Source organism: Bacteroides sp. HMSC067B03 (assembly GCF_001811315.1).
Taxonomy (GTDB): domain Bacteria; phylum Bacteroidota; class Bacteroidia; order Bacteroidales; family Bacteroidaceae; genus Bacteroides; species Bacteroides faecis.
In genome coordinates this window covers 349,417-370,041 of record NZ_KV804412.1, presented here as the reverse complement: position 1 = coordinate 370,041, position 20,625 = coordinate 349,417, and the positions used below count along the sequence as shown (strand labels likewise).

Annotated in this window: 15 protein-coding genes; all 15 read left to right on the top strand. The window is 50.2% G+C overall.

The genetic code is table 11. The features are described 5' to 3' along the window. Positions 1-45: 45 nt before the first annotated feature. Positions 46-1,623 (top strand): hypothetical protein, encoded by a 1,578-nt coding sequence (locus HMPREF2794_RS20620; protein ID WP_210403605.1) that lies wholly within the window; start codon positions 46-48, stop codon positions 1,621-1,623. 121 nt (positions 1,624-1,744) lie between these two features. Beyond that, a complete protein-coding gene (locus tag HMPREF2794_RS20615) occupies positions 1,745-2,194 on the top strand; it encodes a hypothetical protein (protein ID WP_070752483.1) in 450 nt (149 codons plus the stop codon). Beyond that, positions 2,191-3,018: a hypothetical protein gene (locus HMPREF2794_RS20610; RefSeq protein ID WP_070752481.1), complete on the top strand. Its 828-nt coding sequence runs from the start codon at positions 2,191-2,193 to the stop codon at positions 3,016-3,018. Before HMPREF2794_RS20615 ends, HMPREF2794_RS20610 begins: the two co-directional genes overlap by 4 nt. Before the next feature lie 134 nt (positions 3,019-3,152). Next, entirely contained in the window at positions 3,153-3,746 is a 594-nt protein-coding gene (locus tag HMPREF2794_RS20605; protein ID WP_070752501.1) for a DUF2625 family protein, read from the top strand. 267 nt (positions 3,747-4,013) lie between these two features. Next, on the top strand, positions 4,014-9,335 hold the full coding sequence (locus HMPREF2794_RS28050; protein ID WP_083312143.1) for an immunity protein Imm33 domain-containing protein: 5,322 nt from the start codon (positions 4,014-4,016) through the stop codon (positions 9,333-9,335). Positions 9,336-9,360: 25 nt separating this feature from the next. Further along, on the top strand, positions 9,361-10,449 hold the full coding sequence (locus HMPREF2794_RS20595) for a DUF4261 domain-containing protein (protein ID WP_070752479.1): 1,089 nt from the start codon (positions 9,361-9,363) through the stop codon (positions 10,447-10,449). A 13-nt stretch (positions 10,450-10,462) separates the two neighbouring features. After that, positions 10,463-11,338, top strand: coding sequence for a DUF4261 domain-containing protein (locus HMPREF2794_RS20590; RefSeq protein WP_070752477.1), 876 nt, complete (start codon positions 10,463-10,465; stop codon positions 11,336-11,338). A 29-nt stretch (positions 11,339-11,367) separates the two neighbouring features. Beyond that, the gene (locus HMPREF2794_RS20585) at positions 11,368-12,699 is read left to right on the top strand and encodes an SWIM zinc finger family protein (RefSeq protein ID WP_070752475.1); all 1,332 of its coding nucleotides are present in this window, start codon (positions 11,368-11,370) and stop codon (positions 12,697-12,699) included. Then, on the top strand, positions 12,686-14,161 hold the full coding sequence (locus HMPREF2794_RS20580) for a DUF5691 domain-containing protein (RefSeq protein ID WP_070752473.1): 1,476 nt from the start codon (positions 12,686-12,688) through the stop codon (positions 14,159-14,161). The genes HMPREF2794_RS20585 and HMPREF2794_RS20580 overlap by 14 nt, the downstream gene beginning before the upstream one ends. Before the next feature lie 14 nt (positions 14,162-14,175). Continuing rightward, entirely contained in the window at positions 14,176-15,255 is a 1,080-nt protein-coding gene (locus tag HMPREF2794_RS20575; protein ID WP_070752471.1) for an ATP-binding protein, read from the top strand. 28 nt (positions 15,256-15,283) lie between these two features. Next, entirely contained in the window at positions 15,284-17,506 is a 2,223-nt protein-coding gene (locus HMPREF2794_RS20570; RefSeq protein ID WP_070752468.1) for a DUF5682 family protein, read from the top strand. A 14-nt stretch (positions 17,507-17,520) separates the two neighbouring features. After that, positions 17,521-18,651, top strand: a complete 1,131-nt coding sequence (locus HMPREF2794_RS20565) for a VWA domain-containing protein (RefSeq protein ID WP_070752466.1) — start codon at positions 17,521-17,523, stop codon at positions 18,649-18,651. Between the two features lie 6 nt (positions 18,652-18,657). Next, positions 18,658-19,083, top strand: coding sequence for a tetratricopeptide repeat protein (locus tag HMPREF2794_RS20560; RefSeq protein WP_070752464.1), 426 nt, complete (start codon positions 18,658-18,660; stop codon positions 19,081-19,083). A gap of 21 nt (positions 19,084-19,104) precedes the next feature. Beyond that, positions 19,105-19,728 (top strand): hypothetical protein, encoded by a 624-nt coding sequence (locus HMPREF2794_RS20555; protein WP_070752462.1) that lies wholly within the window; start codon positions 19,105-19,107, stop codon positions 19,726-19,728. A 152-nt stretch (positions 19,729-19,880) separates the two neighbouring features. Continuing rightward, positions 19,881-20,621: a toxin-antitoxin system YwqK family antitoxin gene (locus tag HMPREF2794_RS20550; protein WP_070752460.1), complete on the top strand. Its 741-nt coding sequence runs from the start codon at positions 19,881-19,883 to the stop codon at positions 20,619-20,621. Positions 20,622-20,625 lie beyond the last annotated feature (4 nt).

Sequence of the window (20,625 nt, the reverse complement as noted above, 5' to 3'; positions counted from 1 at the left end):
TAAATCGCCTAAACAGCGATTAGCCACCGAACATTATTGATGTATATGAATGAACAAGATTTAATACCTAAAAATAAATTTGATTTAGATACAACTGGGGATTCTATTTGGAAAAGAACTGATGAAAGAAGCGTGGCAGCCATGAAAGCCAGCGCTGGAGAAGTCTATACAGTTTACAACCAATATCTGAAACGCTACACCGCCTGCCAAGTGGCCTATATTGCGCCGCCGGACACGGTGAGCAAAGAATCTTGGGCGGTGGTCCTCTCTCTGGATTGGGTGGGCGACGCCCCTCTGACTGCGGAGGAACTGCCCCATCTCCGCCCGCTCTACAAGGACTTCATGTACTGGTCCCGTGACCTTCATCTGCTGCGGGTGCCGATGGAGGTCCCGCCCCAGTACACGCTGGTGGGTACACTTCCGCCCTTCACCGACCAACCCTGCCGCTCCTACGGCGGCTGGAGTGACGGCTATGATGTGTACCTCCAGATCCGGTGGCAGGCCATTCCGGAGGAACGGCGGCGGGCCTTCAAAGAGGCCATGGAGAGCGATGAGCAAACAGAGATCGGCGGTATCCCGGTGAAGGTCAGTAGCCATCGGGTGACGGACCATTACGAACCATTCGATTCGGCGCTGGAACTAAAGGCGCTACCTTGCCTCTCCACCCTTATCTGCGAGCGGTGGCACCCGGATCTGCTGGAGTTTTTGCGGGAAACCCCCTTTGTTAATGAAGTGACTTTGCTGAACCACGGTCAGAGGACACTTGATATGCGGGGCACCAGCATCAGAAAGCTGATGCTGGATATGACCGGGCTGGAGGAACTGCGGCTGTGTGAGGGAACGGAGCTGCTCCTGTTCCAGAACAAGGGGCTGGACGCCTGTGCCATCCATGCCCCCGAAGATGGCAGCGGTTTGACTCTCCAATTTATCGGGGAATACCGCCCGCACACGGAACTGCTGAACCTACGGGGGCTGCATGGCATCGAGCTGAAGGACTTTGATCTGACCGGACTGGCTGCGGTCCATCCCCACCTGAAGGAACTGCGGCTCTGGGGCGCGCCGGGAAACTTGGGGAACTTCTCCGCCGTGGGAGGGTTCCGGGAATTGACGAACTTATCCACCTTCGACCTGTTCGGTTTCGGGGCGGATGACATCCCCACCCCGGAACAAATGCCGGAGCTTCGCTGGTTCTGGATGACCAGCCTGCCGGAGACGGCGGCAAAAGTGGCAAAACAGCTCTGGAAAAGCAAGCCGGGAATGGATCTGCGGATCACCAAACCCCGGAAACCGGAGTGGCTGGCGCAAAATCTGGACAATCCCTTCCGGGGCTGGGATGGTGCGGAGCATATTCCCGCCTCCGCTGCGAAAAAGGCAGCCAATCAATACCGCAAGACTCGTTCCCAGCTGATGAAGCTGGCCGTTGAGTCGAGTGAGGACACCCAGGCCCAAGCACTGGATGCGGTGGCAGCCTATACCCAGACCTTCAACAAGATGGGCTTTATCGAAACCGAGGAGCGTGATGAAATTTACATGGCTCTGCGGGGTATCCTTGATGCCCTGCCGGGTGATACGCTCCAGAAAGATGCCCTGATTGAGAAATTTGATGAGCTTCGTGATTTTTGAGGAGGGGCGAGGATGAAACGATTCAGAAAAATCATTGTGGATAATGCTGCAAACGAATGGTTCTTTCGATACTATGTATATGATTATCGCAAGAAACTCTGTAAAACTTATATAATAAAAAATGAGAAAGCAGAAATATACAGAGCAAGAACGAAAGCGACATTATTATTTCTTCGACTATCTGTTCTGGTTGGGAGAAGTAACATGGGAGAATTATCACAAGGTCAATTTCAAACAACCACGAGGGAGTGATATGCTGTGGGCCTGTATAACGCTTTTTATATTCATGCCGGCTCTGACCATAGCCGGTCATTTCCTTGATGACTTGGCATTCGAGGTGTTTGGAGTCATTCTTGTAATCGTGTTTTCCGTTTCTGTCATCATGACAGACCGCTTGTTCGGCAAAATATACCCGCCTTCCCGGCGGAAAGCGGTCATGCAGCATTATGCGGGACGCAAGTTCAGTCCCTTCCGGCGCAACCTGTTTTTTTTCCCTCTCTATTTGCTTCTTATTCCCGCAATGGTTTTATTAGGAACTGCTCTGAAATGGATAACTGAAATACTCAAATGACAAATAGAAGAAACATATTCAGCCGTTTTTTCCGCCTGTTGGTGATGCTGCATAAAATTTCCTACGCGCATTTCACGGAATGGAACAATAAAAGGAAGCGAAAGGCATTTGCTGCCGGAATATACTTCCTGAGCATCCTCCCGGAATTCGTCCTGTTGGCCGGCACATTTCTGGCGGCAAGGGGACAAGATGGGTATATACATCTGGTAAACGTGCCACAAAAGGTTGTTTTCTACGGTCTGGCGGGTCTGGCGGTGCTGCTGTCAGCCATCCCTCTGGGATTTTTTGACGACAAGAAGATATGCAAGGAAGTCCGGCAGGAACTCCGTGAACGTCCCCGTTACTGGAAACGAGCAATAGCAGTCTATTGGGCAGTTATCGTGGCTATGGTGGTGGCGGCGAATATTGTGTTTCCCACTTTTTCGGACAAGACAATGCCGCCGGAGAATGAGCGGACTGAAGTACCGCAAAGGTGGAGGGATTACCTTTCACTACGTTTTGCCATAGTAGCCCGTCAGGAAACGCCCAATGAAGTCTTGCAGCGTCTGATCGACCAAGACGGGCGCACGACACGCTACGGGAAACCAGTCTATGCCATGCAAGTAAGAAAGGAGGACATGGCTGGAGAGTTCCGTGTAGGGTTGCTGAGCCATGCCACATTCGAGGAAATCAGAGACGGCAGACGAAAATTTGTAGAATGTACATGGGTTAAGGGATATACGCCTGACAGCATTAGGATATTGCTGACCGTTTGGTACGAAATGAAGAAAGTAGAGCTTTGTCCGGTGGACTCTTTGGAATGGACGGAGGATATGGAGTTTTAAGATTTACAGAAACATGAAAAAAGTAATAACGGCCTCCGGCAAATGCTATGGGTATAACGTTCAAGATAAATGTGCAATTTATTTTGAATGAGTATGATGAAAAGTTGAATTTTAAGCAGAAAAAAATAAAGACTATGAACGATGAAATGTTTCAGAGAATACTTGATGAAATAAAAAGTTCGTCAAAAACGATAAATGTGCTGCCTCTGGATGAAGCAGCAAGGCTGGCAATGAAAGAGAAGTACCGGATCAAGAGCGGTAGCCTGATGGCTGCAATTCTTGACAACACGGGTGGTATAGTCATTGACAACTGGATAAGGCTGTACGGTTCGGGAGAGCTGGACTTTGTCACCAGGAACAGCCTGTTCCCGTTCAACGAGATAGTGGTCGGCGAAGACATTCTGGGAGGGTTGTTCATCTGTCTTGATGACGGCAATATCGGCTATTTTGCTCCCGACTGTCTGGAGATGGAAGACATGGAGATAAAGTTTGGACAGTTCTTCTATTGGTGTCTGCACGGTGATACGGATAAGTTCTATACCGATTACAGATGGGACGGCTGGCAGGACGATACCTCGAAGATGAAGAGCAGCGAGGGCGTAGCTTTTTATCCTTTCCTTTGGGCCGAGGCGGAAAGTCTGGAGAGCAGAGTCCGAAAAGTCGTTCCGATGGATGAAATCCTGAGACTTCAGTTTGCCTTTCTGGGTCAGGATGACCAGAATGAGTGAATCCATTGTTATCCTCTGACACAAAACTGCAAACGCGCTTAGATCCCTCATGATTTTCATGGGGGATTTTTTGTATTACGGAAGAGCATTATACCCCGATGCAGTGAACTGACAAAATGCAGCCGGACTATGATTAAAAACATGAATCTTCATGCGGAAGGTGTATTGTATTACAATAGTGCCAAATTTCTGTTATTATTAACAAATTAAACGCGGCCAGTTGGAATAAAATCGGTATCTTGCATTTATAAACAAAATAATGAAATTATGGGACTTGGATTCACCATTCACACTAAAATCAAGGACATTGAAAAGTTTCAACAGGCTGTAGAAAGTCAGGCTGTTGAGTCCGGTTATAATGCAGAGCACGATGAATCATCTTCGACGGTAAGTTTTTGCAGACTGGGCGACTTGTTCCTAAACTATCAGCATGAGGGAGAAGGAAATACGGACAACGTCATTTCCGTAAACGGAGACTGCCAGACCAACATACTTGGCCCCGGCTTCCACAAGGCAGCAGTAGAGTTCATCGACAGACTTCAACAGGCGACCGGAACCCAGTTTGAGGTTGAAGACGAGACGGACTATTACACGGAAAGGGACTTTGAGGCCATGAAGAATAAACATTTCCACAAGTGGCTGGCCAAACTGTTTGAAATCATCCAGGAGCAGGAAGACAAAGGCAGTACGTCCCTGTCAATCTGCTGGGATCTCAATAAATATTACCCTCAATCAGACAGCGGCATTGTCATCTCACCTTTGGGTTCTTTCCGCCTTTCAGAGGTCATCAGACGTATCCGGGAAGAAGGAATCGAATCTTTTGCCGATGATTTCTTCATCTGGAACAATCCGGAACGTGATGCACGTTTCCATAGAGGTATGGCCCTGAACGCCATGTGGGAGGACTGCTATTTCATGCCGTCGGAAAGAAGTGAAGAAGATGCCCGCATCAACGGGTACATCGTAAGCGAGCTGGAAACGGCAGCGTCACTTGACCCGTCTCTTCCCTTCCCCAAAAAGGAATACGAGGAACTTTGCAGACTGCATGGCTGTACCCCTGTCCCGACTGACGGGATACCGCCATACGAAACGGAATTTACTATCGGCTACCGGCGAGGAATTGTCAACCATAAGGTCGGAAGGATCAGGTTCAGTCTGCCGGGCAGCTATCTCGAAGATACGGATGATGGTACCCTCGTCTATTATGATGCGGCTGCAGACAACTGGCACACGGTCAGATGTACAGGATACTCCACCAATGGTGAGCCGGATTTTCTTGATGTGGAAGAGGAAATGATTGAAGAAAGGGAATTTGACGGCGGAAAATACCGTCTCTATGACATGGGTACCGGCCAAGATTCAGAGGATGAAGAACCTTATCCCGTTTACAGCTGTCACGCACTGTGTTCCAACCAGTACACCCTCTTCACGTTGTGTGCCTCCAGGCTGGAGGACCTGAAAAAACTTTCAGGTGAATTCCTCCCGACTTTGGTTGCAGACCAGCCTATAGAACCGGAAAATAAGCAAATCATATATACCGGAGAGAACATGAATGACGAACTGATGAAGCAGATAGACGAATGGCACAAAGCCGAAAAGCATCAGGAAATCATCGATGCATTGGAACAGATTCCGGAAGCAGAGCGGGATTTTGAAACGACCAGCCTTCTTGCAAGGGCGTACAACAATATTGAGGAATATGCCAAAGCCGCAGAACTGCTCGAATCCGTCAGGGAGGAAGGCGCTGAAGATGAACGGTGGAATTTCAGAATGGGATATGCCCAGTATTTTCTGAACAATTATCGGGAGGCCCTGGATTATTTCAGCAAGGCAAGGGAACTTAATCCGGAGGATGAAGACACCCTGAGTTTCATCCGTCAGTGCAATATGGCCTTGCCGTTAACCAGACGAGTGAAAGAATTCTGGAACTGGTTTGTAGAAAACGAAGAAAAGCTGTCTGGCATGATGAATCCGAAATCCATGGAGGAAGCTGATGCCTTCATGGAGTTTATCAGTAAAGGAACCAATCTGATATCGGAAGACATGCACTTCAATATCGGAGGTGACCATGAGTTCACGTTCTCGGTAGAAGGATGGCCGGATCTCTTCATCATCTATCCTTACATCATATCCTGTATGCCGGAGTGTCTGAAAGGCAAATGGAAGTTCTTCCCCTTCAACCCGGGCAAGGTCGGGTCTTTCGCATACTGTGTACACGATACCGATGTCGATATGGGCAAGATCATGGTAAAAGCATCCTATGACGAAAAGAGAGAAAACTTCAACATCAGGTATTACGACAAAAATCTTTGTGCCTTACCGGAAGAAAATAGTGACGGAAACTTTCATGTCATTCTGGAACTTGTACTGGGAGAAGGCGTCTCGTTCAAATATGTCAATGGTATAGAAAGGGCGTCAGGAATTGAGGAAGGTATGATTGCCTTGTCCGGGTTGAGACAGCACGTAGAGGAAACCGTGAAATCCCACAGCCATGAATTTTTCGAGAATCCTAAGGACGTTTATACGGGATATCAACTGACCCCGAAGGAAAGTGACGAACTGCGCTTCGATGTGATAGTAGGATCCACCTGTCTGGATTCCATTGTAGCTGACTATTATCACGGTTCAACCGAGATATTTGACCATGCCGACGGTTTCGGCGTTCAGGCTCTTTATATGGTTTTCCAGAATGGTGTTGGCGAAGATAATATACTGAACTTCCGTCATGATCTTGAAGACAGGATAACGGAAGAGATTCTTGAACCGGGCAATCTCGGTGTGATAACAGGGGGTGCAACCGGAACGGAATACAGCTATATCGACCTGTTTGTCTATGACCTCAGGGCTTTTGTCAAGAAGGTTATACCTCTGCTCGATGAATACCCCGAATACTCTTTCTACATTTCAGACTTCATCCGTAATGGACGGATACACCAACTGACAGAAGCGGCCAGCGAGGCTATACTATACACAAAGGAAAATAAAGAAGAGTTTCTTGCCCAGATAGAGAAATGGAATGACATGGAAAAGTTTTCCAAGTGTATCAAAGCACTTGTGGACATTCCCGAAGCTGAACAGGACTACGACATGGTCATGTTGCTGGTGCGGGCATATGAGAATTATGCGATTCTGGGAGATAATGGCGATGAACCGGAAGATGACGAAAAGGAAAGGGCGTTGAATAAAGCACTTGAACTGCTGGAATCGATCCGTGAAGCCGGAGAAAGTCAGGCAGGATGGAACAAGCGCATGGCATACGCATACCAATATCTTGTAGAACAGGAAGAAATGGCGATAGAATATGCCAAACGCTGGGCGGAACTTGATCCGGAGGACAGCAGTGCAGTTGCTGTAATAAATGAGTGTAATGAAGAACTGGAAAAACGAAAAATAAAGTGTGAAAGTTGTTGTGATGATGATAATGGCGACAATAAGTCTATTGCTCCAGAAATGTACTCAGAAGATGAAATAGATATTATAGAAAAGCATATCGAGCACTATTATGGTAATTTTGAATTCGTTTTTCACGAAAAAGTATCACCAGACATTCATGTGGATATTTGTTTGATTCCTCCATCTGAAGAGTGTAACTGGTACACACTTGTGACAATGGGAATGGGGGCACACTTGATGAATGTACCTAACCAATTGAAAGAAGAACAGCTGAAACGGGCAGAACTTGTCATCTGTCTGCCAGAGTATTGGAAATTGGATAAAGAACATTTGAAAGACGAAAAATGGTATTGGCCTATACGGTTGTTGAAAGAACTTGCTCGCTTCCCGGGAGAAAACAATACTTGGCTTGGTTGGGGTCATACAGTCAGTTATGATGGACCTCTTTCATATACGACAGAGCTTTGTGCTTCCATTCTGATAAATCCCCCATGTGGAAATGTAGGTGGAAATACTTGTACACTACCTGATGGAGAGGAAGTCAATTTTTATCAGGTAATACCTTTATATGGAGATGAACTGGAGTATAAGCTCAAAAATGGAACACAGAAACTTCTTGACAAGATGAATGACAATATTCTCCTTGTAAATCCGCACCGTCTTAATGTACTGAATCAAATAGATATTGAAACTAACCCAATACAATCCAGTGAAATTTCAATAAGCTCTGTTGCACGACAGGAAGTGATAGCACATATTGAAAAGTATTTTGGTAAGATTAACAATTTCTTGCATGATGACTCGTGTTCAGAATATCCATTGGACATAGCTGTTATTGCCCCGAGGAAAGAGCATAACTATTATACATTGATAACAGTCAACATGAGTAATCATGAAGTCCTTGAATCGGACGATATAGACGGCAATACCTGTCATCAAGAATTGCTTATCAATTTACCACCTGACTGGAAACTCGGATTGTCTGATTGGACAGAAGAGAAATGGTGTTGGCCTATACGACTTATTACGTCGTTGGCAAGACAATGCATACGTCATAGGACCTGTATCAGTTGGGGCAAGACAATGGAACTTGGAGGTGAAAATACATTCTCAGAAGACACCAAGCTCTGTGCTATTGTTCTCCTGTCTCCAAGTATATTTGGAGATAAGTCAAGTACATGTAAAACACAAGGAGCAGGAAGTGTTGAGTTTTATCAGGTTATCCCTTTATATAGGGAAGAGTTACAATTTATCCAAGATAAGGATATAGATGAATTCTTTGAAATATGTCCTGATGATGTGCTGGAAACAATTAATCCGTTGAGACTAAATGTTGTTACAGATGCAGAGAAAATAGGTTATGACATATCTTATATTGACGATGCGAAGAAACATGAAGAAAAGATAGAAGAGTTGCATTTGTCAGCAGATGAATTGGCTCCTTACAACCACATGGCGATTTATTTACGATGGTGTATAGAACACAATCTTATGAGCCAACCTTTCCTGTTTAGACATGGAGACCTGGTTGATAGGGTCAAAGCAGAAGACAGTATTGATTTAAGAGAATTTATTAGAGATAATGAGGATCTGCATGGCGGACTTTCTACTATCTTGCTAAACAGAGTGGGAACGATGTTTACCAAATGGTATAATTGGGAAAACCGTAGTACACCTTATGCCTATATTAAAGATATACAAGCATATGCCATGGACTATTTCAAAGGCAGGATATGGAATAGTGAGGATGAGACAGATGCTGCTTATCTGTTGCTGCCTTGGACAGAAAAATATTATCATGATATGGCAGCTCTCATTGACAGCCGTTTCAAAGAGTGGGAGGATGAACCACAGACGGATCCGCAATTCTTACATATACCGCAGGACAACATCAAATTACTGCTGAAAGATTGGAGTAAAGCCATTGAATGTACTGTAAGCAGCCGTGTTTTAGTAGATGGATGTGAAATAGCAACTTGCATTCGTCAAAAGCCCTTTGCTGAGGACATGGGTTGGGACAGCGGTTGGCTTTTCCTTGCTGATGGGGATGAAGATAATGACGAATGTCGATATGAATATTGTGATTTGAATACTATCTGCAACTATTCTCCGGACGTTATGCAATATTTGGATTTTCCATATGACACCAGACTGGTTCGCAAGGAAGACGGCAACTTATATGTGGATGAAGAGTGAAGTATAAATTAAAAACATTCAAGATATGAGACCAACACAATATGAAGCGGCTCTGGCTGCAATGACGGCCTGGCTCTCGCACCCGCAGGAACTGGGACACGAGCCGGCAGAGATAGAGTGTACAGACACGTTCGTACTGCACGATATGACCTACTACATCTTCAAATACAAGGATACCAAGGACAGTGAATGGCTGCTGGGCGTGAATGGTGGATACGAAGGAGACAGCTTGTCGGACTGCGGCCATACCTTCAGTGAGATGGAACCTTATGACGAAAAGACGGCTGTCAAGGATGCTACGGCCCTTGTCGAGAAGGTGCGTTCCTACTGGATGGAACAGGCAAAGCAGGCCGAGGAACGTGAGAAGAAGGCCGGCACATTCGTGGGATTCGCCCTGCTCTCCGACAACAGCTGGGACAAGGAAAAATACATCAGAGATCTGAAAGAACAGTGGAACATCACCGCTGAAGAGAAATCTGACGAGGAACGGAACCCCGAGTCACTGGTCTTCGACGTGGGTGACATGATGGCGGCGGTAAGCCTGATGCCTGCTCCCGTACCTAATGGCGAAGCCGAAGAATGCGCGAAGAACAATTACATGTGGCCGGAGGCCGAAAAAACAGCCAAAGAGCATAAGGCCCACATCATGGTTGCCGTTATCGGCAAAGAGGAGTCCCTGATCGAAAGAGGCAAATTGTACGTGAAGCTGTTGTCTGTCTGCTGCCTCCAGAAGAATATAACCGGTATCTATACCAGCGGCGTCGTTTTCCAGCCCCGTTTCTATGAAGGCTTTTCCGGAATGATGAAGGAGGATTCGCTGCCTATATACAACTGGATATGGTTCGGGCTTTATCGTACCGAAAAGGGAATCAGCGGCTACACCTATGGAATGGAGTGTTTCGGCAAGGACGAAATGGAGGTCCTTGACGTGGATGCCGACCCGTCAAAGGTGAGAGACTTCCTGGCCAGCATGGCAGGATATGTTCTGGAGTACGATGCAGTTCTCAACGACGGAGAAACCATAGGTTTCTCAGCAGAAGACAAGCATTCTATAATTCGCAGCCAAGGTGTCGCCCTACCGGACATAATGACTCTCAAGATATCGTATAAGTAATAATGACCAATATATGAACCAAGTATTTCAACAAGACCTAAATACAAAGGAACTGCAGCCCGGAGGACCTTTACTTATAAACCTTCTGTTCAAGGAACCGGTTGAATTGCCGGATACGCAGAGGGTGGCTGATGTATGCCGGAAGCATTTCGGCAATGTAGAATGCCGCGAAGGTGATGACAAGTCTGTCTTCATCACCGCTTTGGACCACATGGTGGAGTTTGAGGACGGGAAAGCACCCGTACAGTTCCCGATGACTTCGTGCATGGACTTTGACGGAAAGACGGTGGACGACTTCACCCGGAGCCAGATGTGGGACTGTCAGGAGAGCCGTGACCGTATCCTTGAGGAATGCCGGTACAGTATGCTCGCTACGGACTTCCTTACCCGCGGTCTGTCTTCTCTGGAACGTGCCAACCTGGAAATGGACTACCTTGAAGCGCTCGCCGAACTGTTCCCGTCCTGCGAAGCGTTCTTCTTCAGCGGCAGCGGGAAACTGTTCGAGGCGGAGGAAATCCGCGGCAATCAGATAGAAGGTCCTGACCGGTTCATCCGCTATGCCGTAAACGTCCGTTTCTTCACGATCCAGGGTTCCGACGACATGCTGGTCGATACACTCGGGATGAACACGCTGTTCCTGCCTGACCTGCAGTACCACTTCCGCGGACTTGATCCGAACTGGGTAGTGAACCATGCCTATAATGTGGCGTCCTATCTGCTTACAAGCGGCAATGAAATAGATTCGGGAGAAACCATCGATGGAATCAAAGACGGTGATATGGACCGCAGCATCCAGTGGAAATGCCAATACGAAGACGCGCTGATACAGCCCAAGCGTCCCGTACTTGACATCAACACGGGAGAATATGCAGCCGGGAACAGGGAATGATTTACCAATGACCAATTAACTTGTTGCGTATGCCATTGAACTTGACAGAAGAACAGATATTGCAGCTCGCTCCCGACGACTCGTCTGTAAAGGCCGGCAAAGGACTTGCGACCTTGAGCAAATGGGTACTGAGGGAATGCAGCGGACGTGCCGTCTGGGGTCATTGCCAGGGAAGCGGAAAGAATCCCTATCAGACGGTGATAGACTTGAATGATATTGCGTTCAAGTGTTCCTGCCCGAGCCGCAAATTCCCGTGCAAGCATGGGCTTGGCCTGCTGTTGCTGTACGCCCGCCAGCCTGACCAGTTCACGCAGGCGGAAGAGCCGGAATGGGTGACGGCGTGGCTTGCCAAAAGAACGGAGAAGGCCGAAAAGAAGGAGCAGAAAGCCAAAAGCGAAACCCCTGTGGATGAAGCGGCCCAGGCCAAGAGGCAGGAGAAACGGCACCAGAAGGTACTGGGAGGCATATCCGACCTTGAGGTATGGATGAAGGACCTGGTGCGCAACGGATTCCTGAATGTTCCGGAACGTGCCTATACCCTGTTTGACAACATGGCCCGGAGGATGGTGGACGCCCAGGCACCGGGACTTGCGGGGAGACTGAGAGCCATGGAGGCTATAGACTTCGACTCGGAAAGCTGGAAATCCGACCTGACGGAAAGCATGGGCAGGCTGTACCTGCTCATGCAGAGCTACAGAAACATGGACGGCCTTCCCGAAGAATGGAAGGACGAGATACGCACGCAGATCGGATATCCGCAGTCCAAGGACAACGTCCTTGCCGGAGAGCCGGTGGCAGACAGTTGGCTCGTGCTTCACAAGCAGTCCCGTAAAGTCAACGATGTCAATACCGACATCTACTGGTTTTACGGAAAGGAAAGCGGGCTTTTCGCCAGATACCTGAGTTTTGCCGTTGCCGGTACCTTTTCTACCGAGAACTGGATTCCGGGCAGTGCCTATAAAGGGGCGCTATGCTTTTACAACGGCACGGGTACATGCCGGCGTGCATTGTTCCGGGAGTCCGTACTCGCGGAAGAAAACTTTGTGCCGGCGTGCAGCCCTGACCTGAAGCAGGCTGCCGCGGTGTACCGCACGGCCATGCTGACGAATCCGTTTTCCGAGGACGTCCCCCTGCTTGTGGATGACGTGAGGGTTGCCCGTAACGGGAAAGACTACACGATGCTGGACAACGCGGGCAATGCCGTCCGTGTGGCGATGCCCGAGGAAACCTACATAGACATCCTCGCCATTACCGGCGGCAATCCGTTCGCCTCGCTGGTCATTGTAAACGGGGATATATGGGAACTGAAATCCATCTGGTACAACAAAGAATATCATACTTGGAGAGATGAACGTAACTGAACCTATCATACAGGCTGCACTGCTTGGAACAGCCAACCGTGAATTCGTTCCAGGAGCCTTTCCCGAGTCCCTTCAGACTCTGGTTGACGGAATCCGCGGGAAAGCCGAAGACACGGAATCGTTCCTGTACATGACAGCCGCATCCGCCTTCGCCTACAGGCGTGCCGGATGGGAACCGGCCGGAGCGGAAGGCATTGTCCCCGTGGAAACAGCCCCGGAAGAGGAACTGCCGTATTTCGACAAGGACCGGAGCCAGCTCTTTTCCAGACTCCACGGTACACGCTATATGCTGGCCTATGCCTACCGTCTGGCGCAGGGGTCGGGAAAAATCATTTCACCCGAATGCCTCCAGCCGCTTATCCGGCGTGCCTATGACCGCAACAACCCGTTGCGGTTTGAAGAACGCAGGCTGCTGAAAAATCTCGTCGGGAACAGAGGCTTGTGGCTGATCAGGCAGATGGGCCTTGCCGGAGAGGAATGCGGGACCACCGATTCCTGGGACACGGCCACCCACGGCGAGCGTAAGGAGATGCTTGCCAGATTCAGGCAGCAGGATCCTGCCGCAGCCCTTGAACTGCTGCGGAAAGACTGGAAGAGCGAACCGGCCAACCAGCGCAACGAGCTGCTTGAATGTCTCCGGACAAACATCAGCAAGACCGACGAGCCCTTCATCCAAGAAGTGCTGGAGTCGGACCGCAGCTCCATTGTCAAGGAAACGGCACAGAAACTTCTGTGCATGATTCCCGATTCAGCCATGGTGACGCGCTGCTGCGAACTCCTGCGTGGACATATCAGACACAACATGCTTACCGGATGGTCATACGACGAGATCGGATACACCCCGGAGATAAAGGCCATGGGGCTGTCCGAGGTAAGCTCCAACAAGAAAGAGGGCGATTCCGAATTCATCCTGAGACAGCTCGCCGAACGGGTGCCGTTGAGTTTCTGGTGCGAGGTATATGGCTGCGGTAAGGAAGAGGCAGCGAGAAAATTCGCCAAGCATCCTCCTTTCAAGAAGTTCCTGGAGCTGGAAGACCCGATACTCAACTTCTCGGACGGGCTGTGGGCTTTCCACACCCTGAAGGAAGCCCCTTCCTATCTGCGCAAGCCGGAACTCGTGGCGATGCTCACCCCCTCCCAGCGGGAGGAAATCAGCTGGCCGGAAACGGTCCGGGATTTCGGATTCATACCCGACTCATGGTACGGCAACGACTACGAGGCATGGGGGCCGAAATTCTCTTCCAGCGTCCTGTCATGGATACTGAAGAAGGATTACCTGTATTATGCCGCAGACATGGCGGAACGGCTTGCCATGCATATCCCGTCGCATCTAAGGAACCTGATCGAGGCCAAGGCCGCCTCTTCGGCGGAGGCTTCGCCGTCCATGAACGAGTTCTGCTCGAAGATGCTGGAATTCATGGATCTTAAATCTGAAACAGACACTTTGTTAAATGAAAAATAAATATTGATATTCATATGAGCACTTTACTGAGACAACATGCCGAGCAACAGTTTGCAGAGGAACTTCATGAACTGAAAAAGAACGAGACCAACCCGATTCCCGAAAACTGGGAGATGTCACCCCAATCCGTGGTCACCTACCTCATGGGCGGGACACTGAAGAACGGTTTCGAGGTTTCACCGAAATACATAGGCAACCGCCGCCTGATGGAGATTGCCGTGGCCACCCTTGTCACCGACCGGGCGCTGCTTCTGTACGGTCTTCCCGGTACGGCCAAGAGCTGGGTCAGCGAGCACATGGCAGCAGCCATATCCGGCGATTCGACGCTGATAGTACAGGGTACCGCCGGAACGGGAGAAGAGGCCATCCGCTATGGCTGGAACTATGCCCGTCTTCTCGCCGAGGGGCCGAGTGAGGGTGCCCTGGTGCAGACCCCGGTGATGAAGGCGATGCAGGAAGGCAAGATCGGCCGCATCGAGGAGCTTACCCGTATCGGTTCTGACGTGCAGGATACGCTCATCACCATCCTTTCGGAGAAGACCCTGCCCATCCCCGAGCTGAACAAGGAGGTGCAGGCCATCCGCGGATTCAACATCATAGCCACGGCCAACAACAGGGATAAAGGTGTGAATGACCTTTCAAGCGCACTGAAACGCCGTTTCAACACGGTCATCCTCCCGTTGCCCGACACGCTTGAGGAAGAAGTTGACATTGTACGCCGCCGCGTGGAGAGCTTCGAGAAAGTGATGCAACTGCCGGCAGAGAAACCTGCCCTTGATGAAATCCGCCGTGTCGTCACCATTTTCCGTGAGCTGCGTCAGGGAGCCACCGGTGACGGCAAGACGAAGCTCAAGAGCCCGAGCGGCACACTGAGTACGGCCGAAGCCATATCCGTGGTGAACAACGGCCTTGCCATGGCCGGCTATTTCGGTGACGGCCAGATCCATGCGGAGGACCTTGTTTCAGGTATCCTCGGTGCCGTGGTGAAAGACCCTGTGCAGGACAAAGTGGTATGGCAGGAATACATGGAGACGGTGGTCAAGAACCGTGAGGGCTGGAAAGACATCTACAGGGCTTCAAGAGATATGATTTGATTGACGCATTTTGCATGAGACAAGTAATATGACAGACATTCATCTATTGGGAATACGTCATCACGGGCCGGGCTCCTGCCGGAACATCCTGCAGGAACTTGAGCGTATCCGTCCCGACCTCATACTGCTTGAGGGACCGGCGGAGGCCGAGGCTCTCATGCCGTTCGTCTCCGACGGGCAGATGAAGCCTCCGGTAGCCCTGCTCGGCTATCAGCCCGATGCGCCGCAGAATGCCGTATTCTATCCGTTTGCCGACTTCTCGCCGGAATGGCAGGCTTTGCGCTATGCTCTCCGGGAGAATGTCACCTTACGCTTCTTCGATCTCCCGCTTGCCCATTCCCTTGCCTTCGAAGCGGAAAGGAAGGATGGCAGCGAGCCTGCAGAAGCGGATGATGAAGCCAATGAACAGCCGGGTGATCCGTTTGACCTGCTGGCAGAAGCTGCCAGCTATCCGGACGGTGAATCGTGGTGGAACATGAACATAGAACAGCGCAGGGACGGCAGCGGCATCTTCGAGGCCGTCAAGGAAGCTGTGACCGCACTCAGGGAAGCCCTCCCGGAACATACCTCCCGCAGGGACCTTGTCCGTGAAGCGTGGATGCGCCGCATGATACGGGCGGCCCAGAAGGAGCCTTTCGAACGCATAGCTGTAATCTGCGGGGCATGGCATGTCCCGGCACTGGAGAACATGCCGAAGGTGAAGGACGACAACGAGCTGCTGAAAGGGCTCCCGAAGGTAAAGGCGGAATGCACGTGGATTCCGTGGACGTATGACAGGCTTACCTTCCGCAGCGGTTACGGGGCCGGCATAGATTCTCCGGGATGGTACCATTACCTGTGGCATCATCCGGATGATGACGGCACCTGGTGGGTCAGCCGTATAGCGGCCCTTCTGAGGAAGAAGGACATGGACATCTCGGTGGCCCACGTAATCGAGACAGTCCGTCTGGCGCAAACGACAGCGGCGTTGCGTGGTCTGCCCGCCCCGACGCTTGAGGAATACAACGAGGCGGTGACCACCGTAATGGGCTTCGGGGACGACATGCTGCTGCAGCTCGTCAGGGAATCGCTCATCGTGGGCAACCGGCTGGGCAAAGTTCCGGAAGCGGTGCCCAAAGTCCCTCTCCTGATTGACGTGGAACGGCAGCAGAAACGTCTGCGTGTCCCTTTCACGGCGGAAATTAAGGAGATGACACTTGACCTACGCAAGGAGACCGACCTGGAACGCAGCCTGTTCTTCCACCGCCTGGCCCTGCTTGACATAGACTGGGCCAAGCCTGAAACCGCAGGCGGCAAGGGTACATTCAAGGAAAAATGGAGTCTTTACCACAGGCCGGAACAGATTGTCTGCATCATAGAACGGGCCGTCTGGGGCAATACCGTGGAGGAAGCCGTGCAGAAGTACGTCTCCGACCGCATGACCGGAATCACCAGAATCCCTGAACTGACGGGACTTCTTGACCGGGTCATTCCGGCCAACCTTCCGGAACTTGTGGAGGCGATGACCATCCGTCTTGACCGTCTGTCGGCGGCATCCACAGACATTGTGGAGATGATGGAAGCGGTTCCCGACCTGGTGAACATCGTCCGTTACGGCGATGTCCGCAATTTGGATTTCAGCAAGGTGGGCAACATGCTCCGGGCCATGGTGGCACGTATCCTTGCAGGAGGTCTGCTCGTCTGCATCAACATCGACGAAGAGGCAGCCGGAGAACTTCTTGAACACCTGTCGGCTACCGACTATGCCGTCTCCACGCTTGATGACGAAGAGCTGAACGGCATGTGGTACGGGTTCGTGCAGCAGATCCGCAATTCATCGGGAGCGCATCCGCTGCTCTCCGGGTACGCGGCACGCATACTCTACGACAAGGGCAGGATATCGCGTGAAGAGATGCGTGACACCTTGAGCTTCTATTCATCGGTGGGCAACGCACCTTCCGACATCGCATACTGGTTCGAGGGATTTCTGCGTGCATCAGGTTCGGTACTGCTGCTGGACGACAACCTGTGGCAGCTCGTGAACGGCTGGCTCTGCGGCCTGAGCGACGCGAATTTCATAGAACTGCTGCCGGTGATCAGACGCACATTCAGCAATTTCACCACGGCCGAGCGCCGCAAGCTCGGCGAGAAGGCCAAAGGATTCGAACTGAACGGAACCGATACCGGAACCGCCACCGGGGAACATTCCTGCAATGACGGGGATGCATCCAAAGTAATACCCCTGCTCGGCAGACTTCTGGGAATCGGATAAAAAAGGAACAGAACATGGAAACAGAATATTTGAAAAGATGGCGTATGGCTCTTGGCGGGAACGCCGCTGACGGGACGGGTGTAACGCTGACGGTGGAGGAACAGCGCCTTGACAGTTCGCTGGAAGCCGTCTATGACAGTGACCGCCGCGGCGGACTCGGGTCGTCGGTCCCAAAGGTAAGCCGCTGGCTTGGCGATATCCGGGAGTTTTTCCCACAGACCGTCGTGCAGGTCATCCAGAGGGATGCCATCAAGCGTCTGCATATCGATTCGCTGCTTACCGAGAAGGAGATGCTGGCAACGGTTGTCCCTGACGTACATCTGGTAGCTACACTGATGTCACTCGGCAGGGCCATTCCCGAAAAGAACAAGGACATGGCCCGTCAGGTTGTACGCAAGGTCGTGGATGACCTGCTGCGGAAGCTCTCTTCCCCGACCCAGCAGGCCGTCACCGGTGCTTTGAACCGTTCGGCGAGAAGGCGCAATCCCCGTTACAACGAGATAGACTGGAAGACGACCATCATAAAGAACCTGAAGAACTACCAGCCGCAGTACAAGACCGTCATTCCGGAAGTCAGGATAGGCTACGGCCGCAAATGCAAGGCTCTGAAGGACATCATTCTCTGCCTCGACCAAAGCGGTTCGATGGGAACCTCTGTCGTATATTCCGGCATCTTCGGTTCGGTACTGGCCTCCCTGCCGTCCGTCAATACGCGTATGGTGGTGTTCGACACTTCGGTCGTTGACCTTACCGATGACCTGCAGGACCCGGTTGACCTGTTGTTCGGTGTCCAGCTCGGCGGAGGAACCGACATAGCCAGGGCCCTGACTTACTGTCAGGGTGTGATCACACGGCCGCAGGACACTGTGCTGGTACTGGTGACCGACCTCTATGAAGGCGGTGACGAGAAGGAGATGTGCAAGCGTTTCGCTTCCATTGTGGCCAGCGGTGTGCAGCTGATTGTGCTTCCGGCCCTGAACGATGACGGGGCGCCCTGCTACGACAAGCGTAATGCCGAGTATCTTGCCGGTCTGGGTGTTCCCACATTTGCCTGTACGCCTGACAAATTCCCCGACCTGATGGCTGCGGCATTGAGCAAGCAGGATATCGGGATGTGGGCATCAAAGAATATCAAAGAAAAATAGAGGAATATGGAACTTTCAGATGAACTGTACGACAGAATCGAAGAACTGTCAGAAACGGGAAATGAGGCGATGGAAAGCGAAGATTACGCGAAAGCCATCTCCTGTTTCCAAGAGGCACTGGACATCCTTCCTGAACCGGAGGAAGACTGGGAAGCATATCTCTGGCTCGCCGGCTCAATCGGTGACGCCCATTTCATGATGGGGAACTACGGCAAGTCGCTGGAGTTTTTCCGCAAATGCTACAATATCGGAGAGACAGACAATCCTTTCATCCTGCTGCGCCTTGGCGAGAACTATCTGGAAATGGAGGATGAAACCAATGCAACTGAATTTCTTCTCCGCGCCTATATGCTCGAAGGGGAAAAGATTTTCAAGGAAGACTGGAAATATTTCCAATGGCTGTCCGGGCATGTGAATCTCAAACAAAAATAATAACAAAATTATACGGCACTCATGAAAAAGGAAATAACAGACAGAATCAGGCTACTGGGCGGCAACGTAGCAAACCTGAAAGGGAATTCATTGAAAGAGGATCTCTGTGCCATTACATTCGATACGGCCTTGTTTCTTAAACCGGTGGACACGCCTTGGCTGGCTGCCGAAGATACGGAGCCGATTGAAGGTTTGGGCGATTGGGTGGATGAGCATATGGAGTTGTTCAAATCTGACAGGGAGGCGTTCTATAAGGAAATGACAGATACGTTCTTTACCTTGGATGAAGAACCTCGCCGCCAACTGTTTTGGGTTGCCAGACCATTTACGCCATTCCAAAAAGGGACACCGGATTTTGAAGAATGGAATGGTTGGTTTACGGATAATGCAGAGCTGGGTGAAATCATCAAGTATTCAAATTGTGCCACTCCGGATTTTGTAGAGCTGCTTTATACGGACGGTTATCCCAATTACTATCTCATCTGCCTGTCAGATAACGACCCTGAGAATCCTGTCGTCTGGAGTACGGATCATGAGGAATTTTTCACGGAAGTAACCAATGAGGGACGACTGAATGATTTTCTCGACAGGTTCATGACTAAGGAGGAATTCCTGAAATTGGTGAAAAGTAAACTTGAAGAGTGAATATAATAGTTGGATTAATGCTTTATTTTATAGCAAAGCTATAAGAATGGAGAAATTTCTTTGAAATAAATATAATAAGCGGTTTACCCCCCCCCTGAAAGTCAGTTTGCCACAGAACATTATCAACCTCGAAAAATAAAAATATACGACATATGAATAGAATGTTGATACTATACATTTTTTTGTTGCTTTGCGGCACGGTTTCCGCACAACGAACAGTAGAATGGAATGATTTGCAGCCCCTGACGGATGATGCACACCGCACGGTATATTATAAAAAAGACAGTAAACGGCCGTTGCAGGGAAAATATCGCATTATACGAGGGCTTGACGAAGAACACGTGAAACTTTCAGACGGCATGATAAACGGTGACTATCATCGCTACCGTGACGGGGTATTGCGTGAGTCGGGCATATATGTCAAGGGCAAGCGTAACGGTACATTCACGGAATACTACCAAGACGGCGTTACTCCTCGAAAGGAAACACCCATACTACAAGGCAAGATAGACGGAACTGTAAAGACCTATTTCCGTAACGGAAAAATAGAGATAGAAAAGGAGTACAAACAGAGTGTGGAGAACGGGCGGGAACGTCGCTTTGCCAACAAGACGGGTAAGCAGATTTTTGAATCTCATTATATCGACGGGAAAAAAGATGGCGAGGAATGGGAAATCTTCGAGGACGGCCGCGCAATACGCAGCAAGACTACATGCCACTACCGTAATGGAAAACTCGACGGTTCGTATCGTGTGGAATCAACATGGGAGGGTAAACCCTATATAACCATTGAGGGACAATACACCGACGGTGAGAAATCAGGGCAATGGATACAGCATAACTATCAAGATAATACCCAAACCTGCACATGGCATGGTGAAGGTGGGGCTTAAACTT

What these genes read in the sequence shown, in the direction of transcription:
- HMPREF2794_RS20620 (WP_210403605.1), top strand. Translation starts at nt 46, where the DNA reads ATGAATGAACAAGATTTAATACCTAAAAATAAATTTGATTTAGATACA.
- HMPREF2794_RS20615 (WP_070752483.1), top strand. Translation starts at nt 1,745, where the DNA reads ATGAGAAAGCAGAAATATACAGAGCAAGAACGAAAGCGACATTATTAT.
- HMPREF2794_RS20610 (WP_070752481.1), top strand. Translation starts at nt 2,191, where the DNA reads ATGACAAATAGAAGAAACATATTCAGCCGTTTTTTCCGCCTGTTGGTG.
- HMPREF2794_RS20605 (WP_070752501.1), top strand. Translation starts at nt 3,153, where the DNA reads ATGAACGATGAAATGTTTCAGAGAATACTTGATGAAATAAAAAGTTCG.
- HMPREF2794_RS28050 (WP_083312143.1), top strand. Translation starts at nt 4,014, where the DNA reads ATGGGACTTGGATTCACCATTCACACTAAAATCAAGGACATTGAAAAG.
- HMPREF2794_RS20595 (WP_070752479.1), top strand. Translation starts at nt 9,361, where the DNA reads ATGAGACCAACACAATATGAAGCGGCTCTGGCTGCAATGACGGCCTGG.
- HMPREF2794_RS20590 (WP_070752477.1), top strand. Translation starts at nt 10,463, where the DNA reads ATGAACCAAGTATTTCAACAAGACCTAAATACAAAGGAACTGCAGCCC.
- HMPREF2794_RS20585 (WP_070752475.1), top strand. Translation starts at nt 11,368, where the DNA reads ATGCCATTGAACTTGACAGAAGAACAGATATTGCAGCTCGCTCCCGAC.
- HMPREF2794_RS20580 (WP_070752473.1), top strand. Translation starts at nt 12,686, where the DNA reads ATGAACGTAACTGAACCTATCATACAGGCTGCACTGCTTGGAACAGCC.
- HMPREF2794_RS20575 (WP_070752471.1), top strand. Translation starts at nt 14,176, where the DNA reads ATGAGCACTTTACTGAGACAACATGCCGAGCAACAGTTTGCAGAGGAA.
- HMPREF2794_RS20570 (WP_070752468.1), top strand. Translation starts at nt 15,284, where the DNA reads ATGACAGACATTCATCTATTGGGAATACGTCATCACGGGCCGGGCTCC.
- HMPREF2794_RS20565 (WP_070752466.1), top strand. Translation starts at nt 17,521, where the DNA reads ATGGAAACAGAATATTTGAAAAGATGGCGTATGGCTCTTGGCGGGAAC.
- HMPREF2794_RS20560 (WP_070752464.1), top strand. Translation starts at nt 18,658, where the DNA reads ATGGAACTTTCAGATGAACTGTACGACAGAATCGAAGAACTGTCAGAA.
- HMPREF2794_RS20555 (WP_070752462.1), top strand. Translation starts at nt 19,105, where the DNA reads ATGAAAAAGGAAATAACAGACAGAATCAGGCTACTGGGCGGCAACGTA.
- HMPREF2794_RS20550 (WP_070752460.1), top strand. Translation starts at nt 19,881, where the DNA reads ATGAATAGAATGTTGATACTATACATTTTTTTGTTGCTTTGCGGCACG.